Raw genomic sequence first — 16,583 nt, 5'->3', positions numbered from 1 at the left:
CCCCGCGCGTGCCGTCAGTTCCCGGTTTCGGACCGTAGCGGGAGGGTCAGCGGGACGAGCGCTTGGCCGCGCCGGGCTTGCGCTTCTTGTTGTGCGGGCGGCTTTCGCCCTTCGCGCGCTTGGGGGCCCAGCGTGGATCTTTCGAGATCTCCTTCGCCTGGGCGGCGGGTCCGGCGGCGGGATCGGCGACCGCGCGGCCCGACGGGCGGCGGGCTCCGGTCAGTTCGGCCAGTTGGCGGTCGCCGGAACGCACTTCGACGACGGTGACCGTGACGCCCGCCCGCCGCGCCAGTTGCTCCGCCGCATCGCGGTCGTCCGGCGTGACGATGGTGACCACCGTTCCGGATGCTCCGGCACGCGCGGTGCGGCCGGTGCGGTGGAGGTAGTCCTTGGGGTCCTCGGGCGGATCGACGTGTACGACCAGGGAGACGTCGTCGATGTGTAGGCCGCGCGCGGCCACGTCGGTGGCGACCAGGACGGGGGCGGTGCCGTCGGCGAAGGCCGCCAGGGTGCGCGAGCGCTGATTCTGGAGTTTGCCGCCGTGCAGGGCGACCGCGCCGATACCGGCCTCGCGTAGTCGGCGGGCCAGTTTGTCCGCGCCGTGCTGGGTGCGGACGAACAACAGCGTCCGGCCTTGGCGAGCGGCGATTTCGGTGACGACGGCGCGCTTGTCGGTGCGGCGAATGTGCAGGGCGTAGTGGGTGATGTCGGGTACGGCGGACGGAGTCGAGCCCGAAACCTGAGGATCGGGAGCCGGATTCGCGGAGTCGTGCGTGGCTGTCTGCGTAGCCGCCCCGCCGGCCCGATTCGCGGTGCCCTGGGCGGCTGTCGGTGTCGGCGCATTCGAAGCCGGATTCGCGGCTTCGCCTGTGACTGAACGTGCATCGTGACCCGTGCCCGTGTCGGTCTCGGAGCCGGTGGAGCCCGCAGTGACGTCTGTCGGGGCCGGTTGTGCGGTGGCCGGTGCGCTCACCGCGTGCTCGACGGGATCACGCAGGTACCGCTGCACCAAACCGTCGATCGTCTCGTCCAGCGTCGCCGAGAAGAGCAGCTTCTGCGATTCGGCGGGCACCTTGTTGAGCAATGCCGTGAGCTGCGGCATGAACCCGAGCGCGGCCATGTGGTCGGCTTCGTCGACGGTGACGACCTGAATCGCCGACAGCTGCACCGCTTTGCGGCCGAGCAGATCGGTGAGGCGGCCGGGCGTGGCGATGACGACATCCACGCCGCGCGCCAGCCGTTCTTCCTGCTTCTTGATGGGCAGGCCGCCGACCGCGGTCGCGAGTCGCAGCCCCAGCGACAGCGCGGGTTCGTCGAGCGCGGTTTCGATCTGGATGGCGAGTTCGCGGGTGGGCGCGAGAATCAGCCCGCGCGGGCGTCGCGGTGTGCTCGGCGCGCCGAAGAGCCGCACCAGCATGGGCAATCCGAAGGCCAGGGTCTTGCCCGAACCCGTTGCGGCCCGGCCCAATACGTCGCGACCGGCCAAGGCGTCCGGAATCGCGGCGGCCTGAATCGGGAACGGCCGGTCGATGCCGTCGCGCCGCAGGGCGTGCACGAGCACCGGCGGCAGCCCGAGATCGGCGAAGCGGGTATCGCCTTTTCGCGCGGGAGTGGTCGAACCGGTGCCCGCGGGTGCGGCGGGACGGTCGGAGGCGGGCGCGGCGGAAGACGACAGGGTGGATTCCTCACTGGGGGTGGGCATGGTGGATTGCGGTCCGCCCGGGGCGGATTCGCGGGCGGTGCCGCGAGGTTCAGGCACGGCTGAGCAGCCGGCTCAACTCGACCAGCCACGGTATCGCGACGGCCATGGTGGGAACGACGAGGATGGTGGCGGCGGCGAGATACGCGGCCACGGCGATGCGCAGATCGCCGATCGGCCCGGCGAGCCGCTGGATGCGAATCAGCGTGGTGGGCCCGCCGACGGCCATGGCCCCTTGCGGGGCAGGGGAATTGGAGCAGGCCACGAGCGCGCGGGCGAGCGGCGTCGGCCCGGTGACCTTGACCGCCGAATCGTCGGCGAGGAGTTCGATGAGCAGTTTCACCGAGTCGAGCGCGGACTTGGAACGCACCACCCGCGGGAACGCCTCGTGCGCGGCCGTGAACGCCTCCAGCACGAGATCGTGCCGGGCGCGCAGGTGCGAGCGTTCGTGGCTGACGATGGCGGTGAGCTCCTGATCGGAGAGGCTGGTGACGGTGCCCTGGCTCAGGACCACGCGCTGGCGGATGCCGGGCAGGCAGTAGGCGATGGGTTCGGTGGCGGCGAGCACGCGGATATCGGCGGCTTGGCGATGCACGCCGGATTGATCGAGCAGGTCCACGAGCATGCGATGGCGGGCGCGGCGGCGGCGAGTGTGGATGCCCACGCGCACGACGGACCAGATCAGGCGACCGCCGACGAGCAGGGTAAGGGCGAAGACGGTGACGTAGGCGAGCCACAGCGGCAGGCCGAGGGCATCGATCTCACTGGTGGGCGAGGTGGTGGGCCGGCCGTCCTCGCCGGGTACGAGCAGCCGGCTCGCGATGGCGAGCCCGGAACCGAACGCCGACAGCACCGCGGCCAGCGCGACCGCCTGCCAGAGCACCAGCGCCGCGCGCGGACTGCGATACGGCCACTTGGCCCGGCTGAGCAGCGCTGGGACCGGTCCCGCCAAAAGCAAGGCGAGACCGGCGAATACCAGCGCTGTTACGTCCATACCTCAGCTCACTGCGTTGTGTCGGCCAGGGCGAGGCTCAGGGCTGCTTGGAGTCTCCGGACTTCTTGCGAGCCGCCTCGGTGGCTTCGAGCTTAGCGAGTGCGTCCCGCAATGCGGCAGCCTCATCGGCTCCGACCTGTTCGACGAAGTGCACGAGCGCGGCCCGGCGGCTGCCGACTTCGTCGGCTTGCTGGAGCGCATCCACCATGAGGGAGGCGACGAGTTCGTCGCGGGTGTGCACGGGTGCGTAGCGGTGTGCGCGGTCGTCGCGCTGCTGGACCACCAGGTTCTTCTTCGCCAAGCGCTGAAGGACGGTCATCACCGTGGTGTACGCGAGTTCGCGACGCTCAGCGAGGGCTTCATGGACCTGCCGGACGGTTTGAGGTTCGTCGGCCGACCACAACTGGTCCATGACCGCTTTCTCGAGTTCACCAAGACCTGCCATCCCACCAGCTTACGGAGACTCCGACAGAAATGCGTACTACAGGTCGTCGTAACTCGGGAGTAGCTGTGTGGGATTGGTAACAACTCTCGTAACTCTCAGGGGCTCAGCCCCCGAACCCCCTCGGATTCCGGGCGGTCGGTGCCCTCGAGCCGCTCGGATTCTGGGCGGTCGGTGCCCTCGAACCGCTCGGGATTCGGTGGTCGAGGACGCCGGAACCGCGTCGTGTTCGTTTCGGCGGGGACGCCGAACTGCCTTGCTACTCCTGGTTGTCACGGCAGGACGTGGCGGGTGCCGATCGGGACGATCATGGGGCGGCCGGAGACGGGGCAGTCCTGGACTTCGGCTTTGAGGCCGAAGACTTCCAGGAGCAGGTCGGCGTCGATGATGTCGGCGGGGGCGCCCTGGGCGACGATGCGGCCGGAGTTCATGACGATCAGGCGGTCGCTGTAGCGGATGGCGAGGTTGAGGTCGTGCAGCACCATGACGACGGTGCGGCCGAAGTCGTCGTGCAGGCGGTCGACCAGGTCCAGGACTTCCAGGGAGTGGGCGAGGTCCAGGTAGGTGGTCGGCTCGTCCAGCAGCAGGATGTCGGTGCCCTGGGCCAAGGCCATGGAGATCCAGGCGCGCTGGCGCTGGCCGCCGGAGAGTTCGTCGAGGGTGCGATCGGCCAGGTCGGCGATGCCGGTCTGCTCCAGGGCCACAGCGACTTCCGACTCGTCGTCGGAAGACCATTGGCGGAGCCAGGATTGGTGCGGGTGGCGGCCGCGGGCCACCAGATCGGCGACGGTGAGACCTTCGGGGGCGACGGGGGTTTGCGGGAGCATGCCGACGATACGGGCGATATCGCGGGTCTTCAGGGTGCTGATCGCCTTGCCGTCCAGCACGACTCGGCCCTCGCGCGGGCGCAGCAGCCGGCCCAGCGAGCGCAGCAGGGTGGATTTGCCGCAGCCGTTGGGGCCGATGACGGTGGTGATCAGGCCGGGTTCGATATCGACCGACAGGCCGTCGACGATGATGCGGTCGCCGTAGCCGAGGGTGACGTTCTCGGCGGCGAGGCGATGCGCGTCGGTGGAGACCGGGTGCTCCGCGGAGATCGTCATAGCGTGGCCTTCCGATTGGCGCGTACGAGCAGGTACAGCAGGAACGGCCCGCCGCACGCGGCGGTCACCACGCCCACGGGCAGATCGACGGGAAAGACGGTGCGGGCGAGCAGATCCGCGCCCACCACGGCGATGGCTCCGGTGAGCGCCGAGGCCAGGATCGGCTCGCCGGGGGTGCGCAAGAGCCGGCGGGCGATCTGCGGGGCGGCCAAGCCGACGAACCCGAGCGGCCCGACCGCGGCGGTGGCGAGCGCGGTGCAGGTCACGGCCGCGCCGAGCAGAATCGCCTGCTGTGTCTGGATGCGCACGCCCAGCACCCGGGTGGTGTCGGCGCCGAATCGCATGGCGGCCAAGGCGCGAGCGGATCCGGCGATCACGGCCAGTGCGACCGCGAGCCCGATGGCGGCGGGCACCAGGGTCGACCAGTCCGCGCCGTTGAGCGAACCGGTCAGCCACTGCTGCGCGTGCGCCGCATCGGTGAGCGTCGCCCGGGTGAGCAGCCAGCTCACCACCGACAGCAGCGCCGCATTGACGCCGATGCCGATGAGCACCAACCGGAATCCCATCACTCCACTATCGCCGCTCACCGATCTGCGCCAAGCCAGCAGATAGATGAGCACCGCGGTCAGCAGCCCACCGGTCAAGGCCGCCAGCGGAACCCCCACCGAGGCAACCGTTCCCGTGGCCACTCCGCCCGCCCCGACGATCACGGCCACCGCACCGCAGCTCGCGCCCGAGGTGATGCCGAGCATGTCCGGACTGGCCAGGGGGTTGTGCAGAATCGACTGCGCCACGGCCCCCGCCAGACCCAGCGCCGCACCCGCCACCACGGCGGTCAGCGCCCGCGGCAACCGCGAATCCATGATCACGAACCGCTGCGCGCGAGTTCCACCGCCGCCCAGCACATCCAGCACCTTGGCAATGGGAATCCGGAAGTCGCCCACCGCGATATCGAGCGCCAACAGACCGACCAGGATCGCCGCGAGGACCACCGAGACGAGCAGCACCCTGACACGTAGCACCGCGGAGAACCCGCCGACGCGCACGGCCCGTCGAGCCGCCCGGGGTGTGGTGGCCGATTTCTGGCCGCCGGTTGGTTCGGGTGTCCCGGAACCCGTGCCCGCCGGGGCCGTTGGACCCGCCGTGACCTGCGGCGTCGCCCCGTCCGGCGGGCTCGTGTGCCCCGCCACTCCGACAGCCGGCGTGCCGGCCCGGGATCCGGCCACGTCCGGGTCGGTGGCAACCGGGGTTCGGCCGCGCCCGGCGCGGGAAGTCGAGTCGTTCACAGGCTCACCAACTTCCGGCGGCGGACCAGCAGGATGAAGAAGGGTGCGCCGATCGCGGCCAGGGTGACGCCGGCCTGAAGTTCACCGGGGCGGGCGATGAGGCGGCCGAGGGTGTCGGCGACCAGCAGCGTGATCGCGCCGACCAGGCCCGAATAGGGGAGCAGCCAACGGTAGTCGGGGCCGGTCCAGGCCCGGGCGATATGGGGGACGATCAAGCCGAGGAAGGCGATCGGGCCCACGGCGGCGGTCGCGGCTCCGGCCAACAGCACGATCGCGGCCAGGCCGAGGGCTCGGTTTCGGGCGATGCTCACGCCGAGACCCCGGGCTACATCGTCGCCGAGGCCCAGCAGGTTCAGGCCGGGAGCGGTCGCGAGGGCCAGCAGCGCGCCGACCATCAGGAAGGGCAGAACCTGCTGGAAGACCGAGGAATCGTGGCCGGCCACGTCGCCGATCACCCAGTACCGGTAGGTATTGAGGGCGGTGCCGTCCAGCAGCACAACGATATTGGTCATCGCCTGGAGAAACGCCGTGATCGCCGCACCGGCGAGGACCAGGGTGAGCGGACTGGCCTTGCCGCCGCCGACCGACGAGACGCCGAACACCGTCGCCCCGGCGATCAGAGCGCCCGCGAACGCGAACCAGATGTACTGGGCCGGCGAGGTGAGCGCGAGCAAGTGAATGCTCAGCGCCGCGAGGAACGCCGCCCCGGCATTGATGCCGAGCAAACCCGCATCCGCCAACGGGTTTCGGGTGTAGCCCTGGATGAGCGCCCCGGCCATGCCGAGCGCGAGCCCGCACACGAGTGCGAGTCCGGTTCGCGGCAACCGCAATTCGCGCACGATCTGCGCGGCGGACCCGTCGGCCGGGCAGCTCAGCGGCCAGCCGTCCGGGCAGGTCAGCGCGGTGTACACGGTGCCGAGCGGAATGTTGCGGGATCCCAGCGCGATGCTGGCGGCGATCGCGACGAGCAACAGCGCACCTAGTACGAGGAGGCCGATCAGACGTCGCCGTCTGGGGGTGACTGCGGCTGGCACGGCGACGAACTACTCCTGACCTGAACCGATAGGTCTGGTAAGCCTAACCTAGCTTGGCGGCACCCGAAAATCTTCATACTGAGCCCCCGGCCGGTACGGCACCGAATGACTCCAGGTTGTTCTTCGCACATTGCCCAGAAAGATAAGTAAGCCTAACCTTATCTACCGATTCGGCCGGATAGCCACAGAATGAGGAGGTTCGTGTGCCCGAACCCGTGACCGTTTGCCCGCCGCGCGATTCCAGGATCTCGTTCGCCCGCGCCTGCACCCGGCTGCGCGCGCTGCAACCTGACCACCCCCGCGTGTATGCCGTCGCGGCCATGTCCGAACAGGGCAAGCGCCGCTGGTGGCGGCTGGCCGACGGGGTTCGCGAGGGTCGCATCGAGTTGATGTACCGGCGCCACGCCGCCGAGATGAGCAATGCCGATATCGCCGCCGAAGTGGTGGCCACCGCCCTCATCCACGCCGTCGTCGGCCGGGTGATGGCCATGGTGGTGGCCGAGGGGCGCGCCTGGGACCCGGGCCTGGAGAACCTCTGGGTGCACACCGACAACGACGGCGGCATCGATTGGGCGGGCCTGTCGGACACCACGATTCGGGTGATCGACGGCGATCTGCTCACCGGCGAACCCGGCGTGGTCGCCCTGCCCTGCGAGGCGGCGCTCTACGTCTGGCTCGCCGCCCGCTGCGAACCGGCCCTGATCCTGGTGCAGGAGGCGCTGGCCCGGTGCGCGGGCCTGAGCGCCCGCCGATTCTGGTCCCTGGTCGCGGAATCGGTGGTCGGCGCCGCGACCTACGTGCCCGCCTTGGCCCGGACGTCGTCGGCGGAGGGGGCCAAGCGCGGGCAGGAAATGCTGGCGGCGCTGGCGGATCGCGGATTGCCGGTGCGGCGGGCCTGTTCCACCCGGTAGCCAGGCCCGAAAGCGGATTCCGGGCGATCGAACCGTTTCGTCCGGATCCGCCGCGGCGCGCCGACCGCGGGGTGACGCCTTCGCAGAGTCACACTCGCCGATCCCGTTGCCGGGCTGTCGGATCGGGCCTGGTCGGCGGGATAATCGAGGCACTGTCGACCACTCGAACACCCAGGGGGTGGGTTCGATGTCCCGCACTCTCCCGATCCTCGGCGATGCGTGGCCCCTGCTGCGCGATCCGGTCGGATTCCTGGCCGCGCTACCCGCGCGAGGGGATCTGGTGTGGTTGAGATTGGGGCCGATGCCGATGGTGATGCTCTGCGATCCGGAGCTCACCTATCGAGTTCTCAAGGACGACCGCACCTTCGACAAGGGCGGCCCGTTCTTCGACAAACTCTCCGATCTGTTCGGCGACGGCGTCGGCACCTGCCCGCAATCCAAACATCGCCGGCTCCGGCGACTGGTGCAGCCCGCTTTCCGGCCCGCGCAGATGCGGCGCTACGAGGCCGTCATGCGGGAAGAAGCGGCGCGCATGGTCGAGTCCTGGAGTGACGGACAGGATTTCCACGTCTCCCGGACCACCATGGCCTACACCGGGCGCATCGTCTTCCGCACCCTGTTCTCCGCCTCGCTGACCGAGGAACTGCTGCACGGGGCGCTGGCCGATCTGGACGACTTCGTCGCCGAAGTGCCGCGCCGCATGCTCACCCCGGATTGGCTGGCGCGCCTGCCGCTGCCCAGCAACCGGCGCTGGCAGCGCACCATCGCGGGATTGCGCGAGGCCGTCGACGAGATCGTCGAACAGCGCCGGCGGCAGGACACCACCGACGAATCCGATCTGCTGGCCAGCATGATCCTGGCGCACGACGACGAGGACGGCTGGCTCAGCGACGCCGAACTCACCGACCAGGCCGTCACCTTCCTGGCCACCGGAACCGAAACCAGCGCAACCACTCTGGCGTGGGCGATGTATCTGCTGGCCACTCATCCGAAGATCCAGCGCGAACTCCGTGACCGGGTCGCCGCCTCCGGGCCCGCCCCGCTGGGCGACACCGAGGACGAGACGACCGCGCTGTGCCATCGCATCATCCAGGAATCACTGCGCATGTACACGCCCCCGTGGATTCTCACCCGCGTCGCGACCGTCGACACCCAATTGGGGGAGCACCACATTCCAGCCGGCACCGCCATCGCCTACAGCGCCTATGTGCAGCATCGCAATCCGCAGGTCTACCCCGACCCCGACACCTTCGACCCGGACCGCTGGACCACCCAATCACCCCCGCCCCCATGCACTTTCATCCCCTTCGGCGACGGCCCCCGCGGCTGCATCGGCAACCGCTTCGCCTTCCTCGAACTCACCGCCGCCCTCCAGGCCCTCGCCGCCCGCTGGGAACTGCGGACCCTCACCGGCGAACCACTGCGCCCGCGCATCGGAACCACCGTCGCGCCGCACGGGCTACGCCTGCTGGTCGCCGCCGGTGACCGCTGACGCCTGACTCCGCTGTGAGCTGCTCGTTTGCAGGCCTCGAGCAGTTACGTTACAGTCACTGCTCGTAACGAAACTGCTTGATCGAGGAGACACGATGAACAACCAGGAACTGAAGCCGACCGTAGTGCTGGTGCACGGCGCGTTCGCCGACGCGTCGGGCTGGGCGGATGTTTCGGTGCGGCTGCGTCGAAGCGGCTTCCCGGTCGTCGCGGTACCGAATCCGTTGCGGGGACTCACTTTCGACACGGCATACTTGCAGGGCTTGCTGGCCGGCATCGAAGGACCGAAGATCCTGGTCGGGCACTCCTACGCCGGTGCGGTCATCACCAATGCCGCCCCGGGCATCTCGGATGTGCGAGCGCTGGTCTATGTCGCCGCGTTCGCGCCGGGCGAGGGTGAGGCGCTGGGCGGGCTGCTCGAACAGCATGCCGACGCGTCCGTGCCGCCGCTGCCGCAGCAGGTTTTCCAATACACCCGCCCCGACGGCTCCACCGGCACCGAAGTCCAGCTGGACCCGGCGCAATTCGCGACCGCCTTCGCCGCCGACGTCGATGCCGCCACCGCCGCGTTCATGGCGATCGCGCAGCGACCGGTCGCCGCCGAGGCGTTCGGCGAGCCTGTCACCGCGGCCGGCTGGAAGACGGTGCCGTCCTGGGCAATCGTCGCGACCAAGGATCAGGCCATCGCGCCGAGCCTGGAACGGTTCATGGCCGAGCGCGCGGGCGCGCACATCACCGAGGTCGATTCCTCGCACGCGGTGATGGTCAGCCATCCCGAGGCGGTCGCCGGCGTGATCGAGCAGGCGTATCAGGGCACCCGCTGACCCGGGCCGCGATCGGGTGCCGCGCCCGCGCCGAGGATTACAGTCTTCGGGTGTAACGGAACATCGAACGGGGAGGCCATGACCCACTCGCGTACCGAATCCACCGGGCAGGCACCGGCGCGCAAGTCCGGTCCGCGCGGCGGCCGCCCCCGCGACCCCGCGGTGGACGAGGCGATCATTCTCGCGACGCGCCGCCGGCTCGTCACCGACGGCTACACCCGCATGGCGCTCGGCGATATCGCCGCCGATGCCGGGGTCACCCGGCCCACCCTCTATCGCCGCTGGCCGAACAAACTCGAACTCGTCATCGACGCGCTCGAGTACGGATTCACCGCGCAGACCGCGGCCACGCCGCCGTTCCCGCTCGACGAGCTGACGCCGCGCGAAGCGTTCACCGAGGCCATCCGCCGCGTCGACCCCTGCTACTACAACCCGGACGCCATCATCCTGCAAGGCGGTTTCATCAGCGAGGCCGAGCGCGTGCCCGAACTCCTGGCCCACGTGGTCGAACGCGCCGTCGAACCCCGCGTCGGTCAGGTCGAGGAGATCCTGCGTCGGCTCGCCGAACGCGGCGCCGTCCAACCGGACCTCGATACCCGCACCATCGCCACCATGGTCTTCGGCGCCTACTTCGGTGCTTTCCTGCGTGGCGACGACGCCGAGGTCCGCAGCGGCCTGGCCGACAAGCTCACCGCAACCATCTGGCCTGCGATCCGCGCCTGACCCAGAGGAGTCGGCGGCCGAATCAGGCGGCGGCGCCGAGCCTTTCGCGCAGGATGTCGACTCCCGCGCCGCCCAGATCCGCCAGCGCGGCGGAGCGGCCCGCGATGGCCATGACGATGGCCTCGCCCGGTCCCTGCACGGTCGGGCCGTCTCCGTGCTGCCAGTCGACATCGGTTGCGGTGAAACGCAATCCACGCATGCGCCGGCGGGGACGCAGGAATGGGTCGGGGTGGCGGAGCAGGGCGGCGAGACGCTGTTCGGGGATCTCGCGGGGGAGTCCGAGCGGGCGGCGGATGTCCTGATGGTGAATGAAGGTGTCCGCCAGGATGATTCGCGGTGCCGACCGGGTGAGCGGGCCCGGCCGGATGGTGGATTCGAAGGCGGTCAGCAGTTCGTCGAGGGTCATGGTGCGGCCGCGCCGGATATAGAGATCATTGAGCCGATCGTTCGAACCGCCGGCGCGCGCCACTTCCAGCAGGTACGCCGGGAGTGGAGTGCTCGCGTAGAGCAGATGTGCGACGACATCGCGCACCAGCCATCCGGCGCACAGCGATTCGGTATTCCACTGCTGCGGGGAGAGGGTGCGCAACAGCGCCGCCAGTTGGCGTCTCTCGTCCGTCACCGCGGACAGCGTGGTGAACCCGGTGGTGTTCGAGCCTGTCATGGTGCCGCCTTCCAGCGAATCTTGCGCGAAACGTGAACACTGATCATTATGTAATCAGTGATCGTATTTCGACAAGGGAAGGGGCAGGCGCATGCCGGACCCGCTCGAATTCGAAGCCGTCGTCCGCGACCGGCTGGAACCGTGGGCCGCGGAGCTGGGCGGTGACCGTGACGCCTACACCAACCACGTGCTGCGGGTGCTGTCGTTCTGCGATCTCCTCGCCGGAACGAGTCCCGGGGGGACGAACGCGCCGAGCGCTCGCCCGGAGTTCCGGTGCGCGGCGGTCTTTCACGACCTCGGGGTGTGGACGGCGAACACCTTCGACTATCTGCCGCCGTCGATCGATCTCGCGCGCGACTGGCTGATCGGGAACGGGCAACCGGAACTGGTCCCCGAGGTGACCGCGATGATCGACGACCATCACCGGATCCGCCCGGTGCGCGGCCCCTATCCCGGGGTCGAAGTGTTCCGGCGGGCGGATCTGGTCGATGTCAGCGCCGGACTGGTGCGATCCGGGATCAGCCGCCGCGCCTACCGCGCGGTGGCGGAGCGCTACCCGAACGCGGGATTCCACCGCCGGCTCGCCCAGCTCGGCGCGCGCCGGGTACGCAGTCACCCGTTGTCGCCCTTGCCGATGGTCAAGTGGTAGCCCGGCACTCGCCGACGTACAGGACAGGAGCAGGCATGGGAAACACGGTGCCGCCGACCCGGCGCGAGGAACGCCGCGCGGCGACCATCGCCGAGATCAAAACGCAGGCGCGGCAACAGCTTGCGACCGAAGGCACCGGGGGATTGTCGCTGCGGGGGATCGCGCGGGCCATGCGGGTATCCCCGGCGTCGCTGTTCCGGTATTTCGACAGTCAGTCGGCGCTGATCACGGCGCTGTGCGTCGATTCGTACGGTGCGCTCACCGAGGCCATGACCACCGCGCAGGCGGCCGCGGGAGCGGATCCGGGCGCGCGCTGGAGTGCCGGGTGCGCGGGTGCGCGGCGGTGGGCGCTGGCCAATCCGGGTGAATTCGCCTTGATCAACGGCACTCCCATTCCCGGGTATCAGGCCCGGGTCGAGGACACCGGGCCGGCGGCGGCGCTGCTGATGGACGCGGTCGCGAGCCCGTATCTGGAGGCCATCGCGAGCGGTGCGGCGGATCCGGCGACCACGCTGGTGCCGCCATTGGCTCCCGGGCCGCTGCTGGGCGGTGAAACCGGTTCCGGCTCAGCGGTTCCCGGAATTCTCGTCAATGCGTGGGCTTCGGTTCTCGGTTTCCTCGCCGCGGAGACCTTCGGCAGCCTCGCCCAGCTCATTGCGGACCCCGATGAGCTTTTCCACAGTCATGTGCGAACCGTCATGCGCGGCATGGGGTTTCGAGACGAACCAGCTCCGGCGGAGCGATAGATCCAGGAGACAGTCATGGCAGAGTTGAGTACGCGGGCCCGGGCCGTCCGGCAGCGGATCATGGACCAGGTGCGCGGCGCCGGCACCGCGCCGACGATCGCCGAATTGCGTACGGAATTCGGGCTTTCGGAGGCGGAATTAGCCGCTGATCTACGCGATCTCGAGGGTGCGATCTGCGTGGCACGCCAGGACGGCGAGCATGCCGGCAGCCCGTATTTTCAGGACGAGCCGCTCGCCACCCCGCAACCGGCGCTGGGCGAACTCGTCTACGCGCGGCCGTTCGCGACCTTCCCCAACCACTATCGGGTGAGCGTCGACGGTGAGCAGCGATGGTATGCCGAGTGCGCGGTGGAAGCCTGCGCGATCTCGGGCCAGTTCCCGGGAGCCGAGGTGGTCGTGGATTCGATCTGCCGCCGGACCGGGGAGCCGATCCGGCTGGTCGGCCGCGACGGGGTGCTGCTGGATTACGCGCCCGCCACTTTGCGCGTACACCTCGGCTATCCGCTGCGCGAGATGCCGGACCGGGTCGTCGGCTGGTGCGACTACAACAGCTTCTTCGTCTCCGAGGTAGCCGCCGTCGAATGGCAGCGCGAGCATCCCGAAATCAGCGGAGTCACCAGGTCTCCGGAGGAAATGTCGCACCTGATCACCGAACTGCTCGGCCGCGGCCGCCTCGCCCACGATTACCAGCCGGACTTCCCGCTGTCGACGGTGATGCGTAAAGCCAGCCGCTTCGGTCTCACCCGGCCCTCCCGGCTCGGCGTGCCGATGCCGGACCCGTTCTGGATGCCGACGCCGCGGATGGTCATCGACTGGCGTCGCCGTGGTCTCGGCAATTTCCTCCGGTTCCATTTCAACTGAACCGGCCGCGCCGGTCAGGCGCATTCAGCGTGCGCGCGCATCGCCGCGAGCTGCGGCGGCGTGCCCAATGCGATCAGTACCGTCCCGGGCCGAAGCCTGATGTCCCCGTTGGGATTCGCGACGAACCGTCCGTCGGCGGTGCGGACCGCGAGCACCAGGGCGCCGGTGGCGCCCCGCAGATCGATGTCGGCGAGGGCGCGGTCGAGAACCGGGGAGTCCGGATCGATCAGGATCTCCTCGATCCGGAATTCCAGGTTCTCGTCGTGCATGACCACGTCCAGGAACTCCGCGACATTGGGTTGCAGCGCGAAGGCCGCCATCCGCCGCCCGCCGATCAGCTGCGGGTTGACGGCCCGGTTCGCGCCGGCGCGCAACAGTTTCGACTTCGAGCTCTCGGTGCGGGCGCGAGCGATGATCACCAGATCGCTGCGCATGGCCCGGCTGGACAGGGTGACGTAGACATTGTCGGCATCGCCGTCGAGGGCCGCGATGAGGGCGTGCGCGTGCTCGATACCGGCGGCTTCCAGGACGCTGTCATCGGTGACATCGCCCAGGATGCAAGGGAATTCGATATCTACGAGCCGTTGCGGTTCGCGATCCACCACCACGATGCTCTTGCCGAGACCGTTGAGATACTGCGCGGTCGACCGCCCGACCCGGCCCCAGCCGCACACGATGATGTGCCCGCGCATGCGCTGTATCTGCTTGTTCATTCGCCGTCTCTCCAGATGTTGATGCAGATGACCTTCGATGAGCGCCTCGAGCAGCACCCCGAACATGTAGAAGGCGGTACCCGCGCCGAAAAGGATGAGCGCCATGGTGAATACCTGGCCTGCGGGGCTGAGCGGATGCACCTCGCGGAACCCGACCGTGGTGATGGTGGTGACGGTTTGGTACAGCGCGTCGAGATAACCGAACCCGAGGATTCGGTAACCCAGCGTGCCGACCATGGCCACGAGCAGGAATGCCAGCAGCACTCGGATGATGCGGCGCAACGGATTCACCCGTGAACTATGGCATCGGCGCCGCATGCCGCGGTCGGCATCCCGGTCCCGGTGGACGATTTCGCTTTCATACCCGCAGAATTCCGCATCCCCGGGGCGGCCGAAAGATCGAATGGTCCCGCCGCCCGAGGTCTTCGGCCCACCGGCCCTCGCGCCCGGCCGGGCCCGACGTCGCCTCCTTCGAGGACGTTCGGCCCTGCTGAGACCGAGAGCGACGGCTGGATCGTAGGTGCCGGGGAATTTCGCGACCGCTGCGGATTTCAGGAGATGAGATCGATGGATATGAACACGATGGATATGCAATCGCCGCTCTGCCAGGCCCTGTGCACGATGATGATGTGGCTGCACCAGCAGGGCGTGCTTCCCATGATGACGATGTGATCAGCCGCGATAGCCCCGAGGCGGGGCGGCCGGCGATGTTGTTGCCGGGAGTGCGGCAGTTTCGCGGCTATCGGCGTGCATGGCTGCGATCGGACGTGCTCGCGGGCATCACGGTCGCGGCCTATCTGGTCCCGCAGGTGATGGCCTACGCGACCGTGGCGGGTCTGCCGCCGGTCGCGGGGTTGTGGGCGGTCATCGGGCCGCTGGCGGTGTACGTGCTGCTGGGAACGTCGCGGCGCTTATCGGTGGGCCCCGAGTCCACGACGGCGTTGATGACGGCGGTGGCTTTGGCGCCGCTGGCCGCCGGCGATCCCGGGCGCTACGCGGCGCTGGCCGCCGGGCTGGCGCTGCTGGTCGGCGTGATCGGATTGGTGGGCGCGGCAGCGCGATTGGGGGTGCTGGCGGAGCTGCTGTCGAAACCGGTGCTGGTGGGGTACATGGCGGGGACGGCCGGAATCATGATCGCCGGGCAACTGGAGCGCACGACCGGGATTCCGGTGGACGGGGAAGTCCTGCCGCGCCAATTGCGTTCCTTCGCCGAACATCTCGATGCCGTGCATTGGCCGACGGTGACGCTGGCGGCGGCGACCTTGGCGTGTCTGTTGCTGCTGGCCTGGCGACTGCCGCGAGTGCCCGGGCCGTTGCTGGTGACGCTGGGCGCGACGGCCGTGGTGTCGGTGTTCGCGTTGCGGCGGTTCGGAATAGAGGTGGTCGGCGCGATACCGGCGGGGCTGCCACCAGTCGGCCTGCCCGATCTGGCCGTCGCCGATATCGCCACGCTGGCCGCGCCCGCAGTCGGTATCGCCCTGGTGGGATTCTCCGACAACGCGCTCACCGCAAGGGCTTTCGCGGTGCGCCACGGCGAGGAGGTCGACGCCAACCGGGAGCTGGCGGCGCTCGGGGCGACCAATCTGGCGGCCGGGCTGATGCACGGGTTTCCGGTGAGTTGCAGCGGCAGCCGCACCTCGATCGCCGACGCCGCGAAGGTACGCAGCCAGTTGTACTCGGTCGTCGCGCTGGCGGCGGTACTGGTGGTGTTGCTGGGTGCGCGCGGTGTACTGGCGGGCTTCCCGTCGGCCGCGCTGGGGGCGCTGGTGATCTATGCGGCATTGCGGCTGATAGATGTGGCGGAATTCGCCCGGATCGCACGCTTCCGGCGCAGCGAACTGGTGCTGGCGCTGGGAACGGCCGCCGCGGTCCTGGTCTTCGGCGTGCTCTACGGCATCGGAATCGCGGTGGCCCTGTCGATTCTGGATCTGCTGCGCCGGGTGGCCCGCGGTCACGACGCCATCCTCGGATTCGTGCCGGGCCTGGCGGGCATGCATGACGTGGACGACTATCCGGACGCGAAACCCGTTGCGGGCATGGTGATCTACCGGTACGACGCCCCGCTCTGCTTCGCCAATGCCGAGGACTTCCGGCGGCGCGCCCTGGCCGCCGCCGACCAGGCCGCCCCGCCGCTGCGCTGGTTCGTGCTCAATGCCGAGGCCAATGTCGAGGTCGACCTGACCGCGCTGGACGCGGTCGGTCAGCTGCGCACCGAATTGGCTTCGCGGGGCATCGTTTTCGCCATGGCCCGGGTGAAACAGGACCTGCGCCGCGCGCTGGACGCGGCCGGGCTGACCGAGCTGATCGGAGCGCAGCGGATGTATCCCACGCTGCCGACCGCGCTGGCGGCCTACCGACGGGAGTCCGGTGATTCGGGGCCCGACGGCCCGGCGGGCGAATGACATTGGTCTCTGGGTTGCGGTGCGAGCGCGCGCGATGCTCG

At 69.2% G+C, this 16,583-nt stretch carries 16 protein-coding genes; 8 read left to right on the top strand and 8 right to left on the bottom strand.

The features are described from left to right. Nucleotides 1-46: 46 nt before the first annotated feature. The 6 genes from NI1_RS39405 to NI1_RS19285 form a co-directional block, all read right to left on the bottom strand. Nucleotides 47-1,759 carry a DEAD/DEAH box helicase gene (locus NI1_RS39405; protein ID WP_245663296.1) on the bottom strand — a complete coding sequence of 571 codons (1,713 nt, stop codon included), beginning with the start codon at nt 1,757-1,759 and terminating at the stop codon, nt 47-49. Then, nucleotides 1,752-2,693 carry a M56 family metallopeptidase gene (locus tag NI1_RS19305; protein ID WP_067822226.1) on the bottom strand — a complete coding sequence of 314 codons (942 nt, stop codon included), beginning with the start codon at nt 2,691-2,693 and terminating at the stop codon, nt 1,752-1,754. The genes NI1_RS39405 and NI1_RS19305 overlap by 8 nt, the downstream gene beginning before the upstream one ends. Nucleotides 2,694-2,730: 37 nt before the next feature. Next, nucleotides 2,731-3,138, bottom strand: a complete 408-nt coding sequence (locus NI1_RS19300) for a BlaI/MecI/CopY family transcriptional regulator (RefSeq protein WP_067709720.1) — start codon at nt 3,136-3,138, stop codon at nt 2,731-2,733. 269 nt (nt 3,139-3,407) lie between these two features. Further along, on the bottom strand, nt 3,408-4,238 hold the full coding sequence (locus NI1_RS19295; protein WP_067822223.1) for an ABC transporter ATP-binding protein: 831 nt from the start codon (nt 4,236-4,238) through the stop codon (nt 3,408-3,410). Next, nucleotides 4,235-5,260 carry a FecCD family ABC transporter permease gene (locus NI1_RS19290; RefSeq protein ID WP_245663295.1) on the bottom strand — a complete coding sequence of 342 codons (1,026 nt, stop codon included), beginning with the start codon at nt 5,258-5,260 and terminating at the stop codon, nt 4,235-4,237. Before NI1_RS19290 ends, NI1_RS19295 begins: the two co-directional genes overlap by 4 nt. Nucleotides 5,261-5,520: 260 nt before the next feature. Then, the gene (locus NI1_RS19285; RefSeq protein WP_245663294.1) at nt 5,521-6,495 is read right to left on the bottom strand and encodes a FecCD family ABC transporter permease; all 975 of its coding nucleotides are present in this window, start codon (nt 6,493-6,495) and stop codon (nt 5,521-5,523) included. Between the two features lie 266 nt (nt 6,496-6,761). Here NI1_RS19285 and NI1_RS19280 point away from each other — a divergent pair, with 266 nt between their 5' ends. The 4 genes from NI1_RS19280 to NI1_RS19265 all read left to right on the top strand — a co-directional run bounded on the left by NI1_RS19280 (nt 6,762) and on the right by NI1_RS19265 (nt 10,507). After that, entirely contained in the window at nt 6,762-7,469 is a 708-nt protein-coding gene (locus NI1_RS19280; RefSeq protein ID WP_067822214.1) for a hypothetical protein, read from the top strand. 187 nt (nt 7,470-7,656) lie between these two features. Further along, nucleotides 7,657-8,961 carry a cytochrome P450 gene (locus NI1_RS19275; RefSeq protein ID WP_067822735.1) on the top strand — a complete coding sequence of 435 codons (1,305 nt, stop codon included), beginning with the start codon at nt 7,657-7,659 and terminating at the stop codon, nt 8,959-8,961. Nucleotides 8,962-9,055: 94 nt separating this feature from the next. After that, a complete protein-coding gene (locus tag NI1_RS19270; RefSeq protein ID WP_067822210.1) occupies nt 9,056-9,784 on the top strand; it encodes an alpha/beta hydrolase in 729 nt (242 codons plus the stop codon). Between the two features lie 78 nt (nt 9,785-9,862). Further along, the gene (locus tag NI1_RS19265; protein WP_067822207.1) at nt 9,863-10,507 is read left to right on the top strand and encodes a TetR/AcrR family transcriptional regulator; all 645 of its coding nucleotides are present in this window, start codon (nt 9,863-9,865) and stop codon (nt 10,505-10,507) included. A gap of 22 nt (nt 10,508-10,529) precedes the next feature. Here NI1_RS19265 and NI1_RS19260 read toward each other — a convergent pair whose 3' ends face one another. After that, nucleotides 10,530-11,171, bottom strand: a complete 642-nt coding sequence (locus NI1_RS19260) for a maleylpyruvate isomerase family mycothiol-dependent enzyme (RefSeq protein WP_067822203.1) — start codon at nt 11,169-11,171, stop codon at nt 10,530-10,532. A gap of 91 nt (nt 11,172-11,262) precedes the next feature. Between NI1_RS19260 and NI1_RS19255 the strand changes: the two genes are divergently transcribed. From NI1_RS19255 to NI1_RS19245, 3 genes are read left to right on the top strand one after another with little or no spacing between them, the layout of a single operon-like run. Further along, a complete protein-coding gene (locus NI1_RS19255; RefSeq protein ID WP_067822201.1) occupies nt 11,263-11,820 on the top strand; it encodes a hypothetical protein in 558 nt (185 codons plus the stop codon). A gap of 35 nt (nt 11,821-11,855) precedes the next feature. Then, nucleotides 11,856-12,566, top strand: coding sequence for a TetR/AcrR family transcriptional regulator (locus tag NI1_RS19250; RefSeq protein WP_067822198.1), 711 nt, complete (start codon nt 11,856-11,858; stop codon nt 12,564-12,566). 15 nt (nt 12,567-12,581) lie between these two features. Continuing rightward, nucleotides 12,582-13,427, top strand: coding sequence for an alkylmercury lyase family protein (locus NI1_RS19245; protein ID WP_067822195.1), 846 nt, complete (start codon nt 12,582-12,584; stop codon nt 13,425-13,427). 14 nt (nt 13,428-13,441) lie between these two features. Here NI1_RS19245 and NI1_RS19240 read toward each other — a convergent pair whose 3' ends face one another. Beyond that, the gene (locus NI1_RS19240; protein WP_245663293.1) at nt 13,442-14,431 is read right to left on the bottom strand and encodes a potassium channel family protein; all 990 of its coding nucleotides are present in this window, start codon (nt 14,429-14,431) and stop codon (nt 13,442-13,444) included. A 416-nt stretch (nt 14,432-14,847) separates the two neighbouring features. Here NI1_RS19240 and NI1_RS19235 point away from each other — a divergent pair, with 416 nt between their 5' ends. After that, nucleotides 14,848-16,542, top strand: coding sequence for a SulP family inorganic anion transporter (locus NI1_RS19235; RefSeq protein WP_067822188.1), 1,695 nt, complete (start codon nt 14,848-14,850; stop codon nt 16,540-16,542). The last annotated feature ends 41 nt before the right edge of the window (nt 16,543-16,583 follow it).

This window comes from Nocardia inohanensis NBRC 100128 (assembly GCF_001612945.1).
GTDB classification, from domain to species: domain Bacteria; phylum Actinomycetota; class Actinomycetes; order Mycobacteriales; family Mycobacteriaceae; genus Nocardia; species Nocardia inohanensis.
Note: the sequence above shows the minus strand (reverse complement) of the source record. Positions and strands in the feature narration are given on the sequence as shown.

Bases quoted from the DNA above. Each gene is read 5' to 3' on its own strand.
- NI1_RS19300 (WP_067709720.1), bottom strand. From the start codon at position 3,138: ATGGCAGGTCTTGGTGAACTCGAGAAAGCGGTCATGGACCAGTTGTGG.
- NI1_RS19295 (WP_067822223.1), bottom strand. From the start codon at position 4,238: ATGACGATCTCCGCGGAGCACCCGGTCTCCACCGACGCGCATCGCCTC.
- NI1_RS19235 (WP_067822188.1), top strand. From the start codon at position 14,848: ATGTTGTTGCCGGGAGTGCGGCAGTTTCGCGGCTATCGGCGTGCATGG.
- NI1_RS19265 (WP_067822207.1), top strand. From the start codon at position 9,863: ATGACCCACTCGCGTACCGAATCCACCGGGCAGGCACCGGCGCGCAAG.
- NI1_RS19260 (WP_067822203.1), bottom strand. From the start codon at position 11,171: ATGACAGGCTCGAACACCACCGGGTTCACCACGCTGTCCGCGGTGACG.
- NI1_RS19275 (WP_067822735.1), top strand. From the start codon at position 7,657: ATGTCCCGCACTCTCCCGATCCTCGGCGATGCGTGGCCCCTGCTGCGC.
- NI1_RS19255 (WP_067822201.1), top strand. From the start codon at position 11,263: ATGCCGGACCCGCTCGAATTCGAAGCCGTCGTCCGCGACCGGCTGGAA.
- NI1_RS19270 (WP_067822210.1), top strand. From the start codon at position 9,056: ATGAACAACCAGGAACTGAAGCCGACCGTAGTGCTGGTGCACGGCGCG.
- NI1_RS19250 (WP_067822198.1), top strand. From the start codon at position 11,856: ATGGGAAACACGGTGCCGCCGACCCGGCGCGAGGAACGCCGCGCGGCG.
- NI1_RS19305 (WP_067822226.1), bottom strand. From the start codon at position 2,693: ATGGACGTAACAGCGCTGGTATTCGCCGGTCTCGCCTTGCTTTTGGCG.
- NI1_RS19245 (WP_067822195.1), top strand. From the start codon at position 12,582: ATGGCAGAGTTGAGTACGCGGGCCCGGGCCGTCCGGCAGCGGATCATG.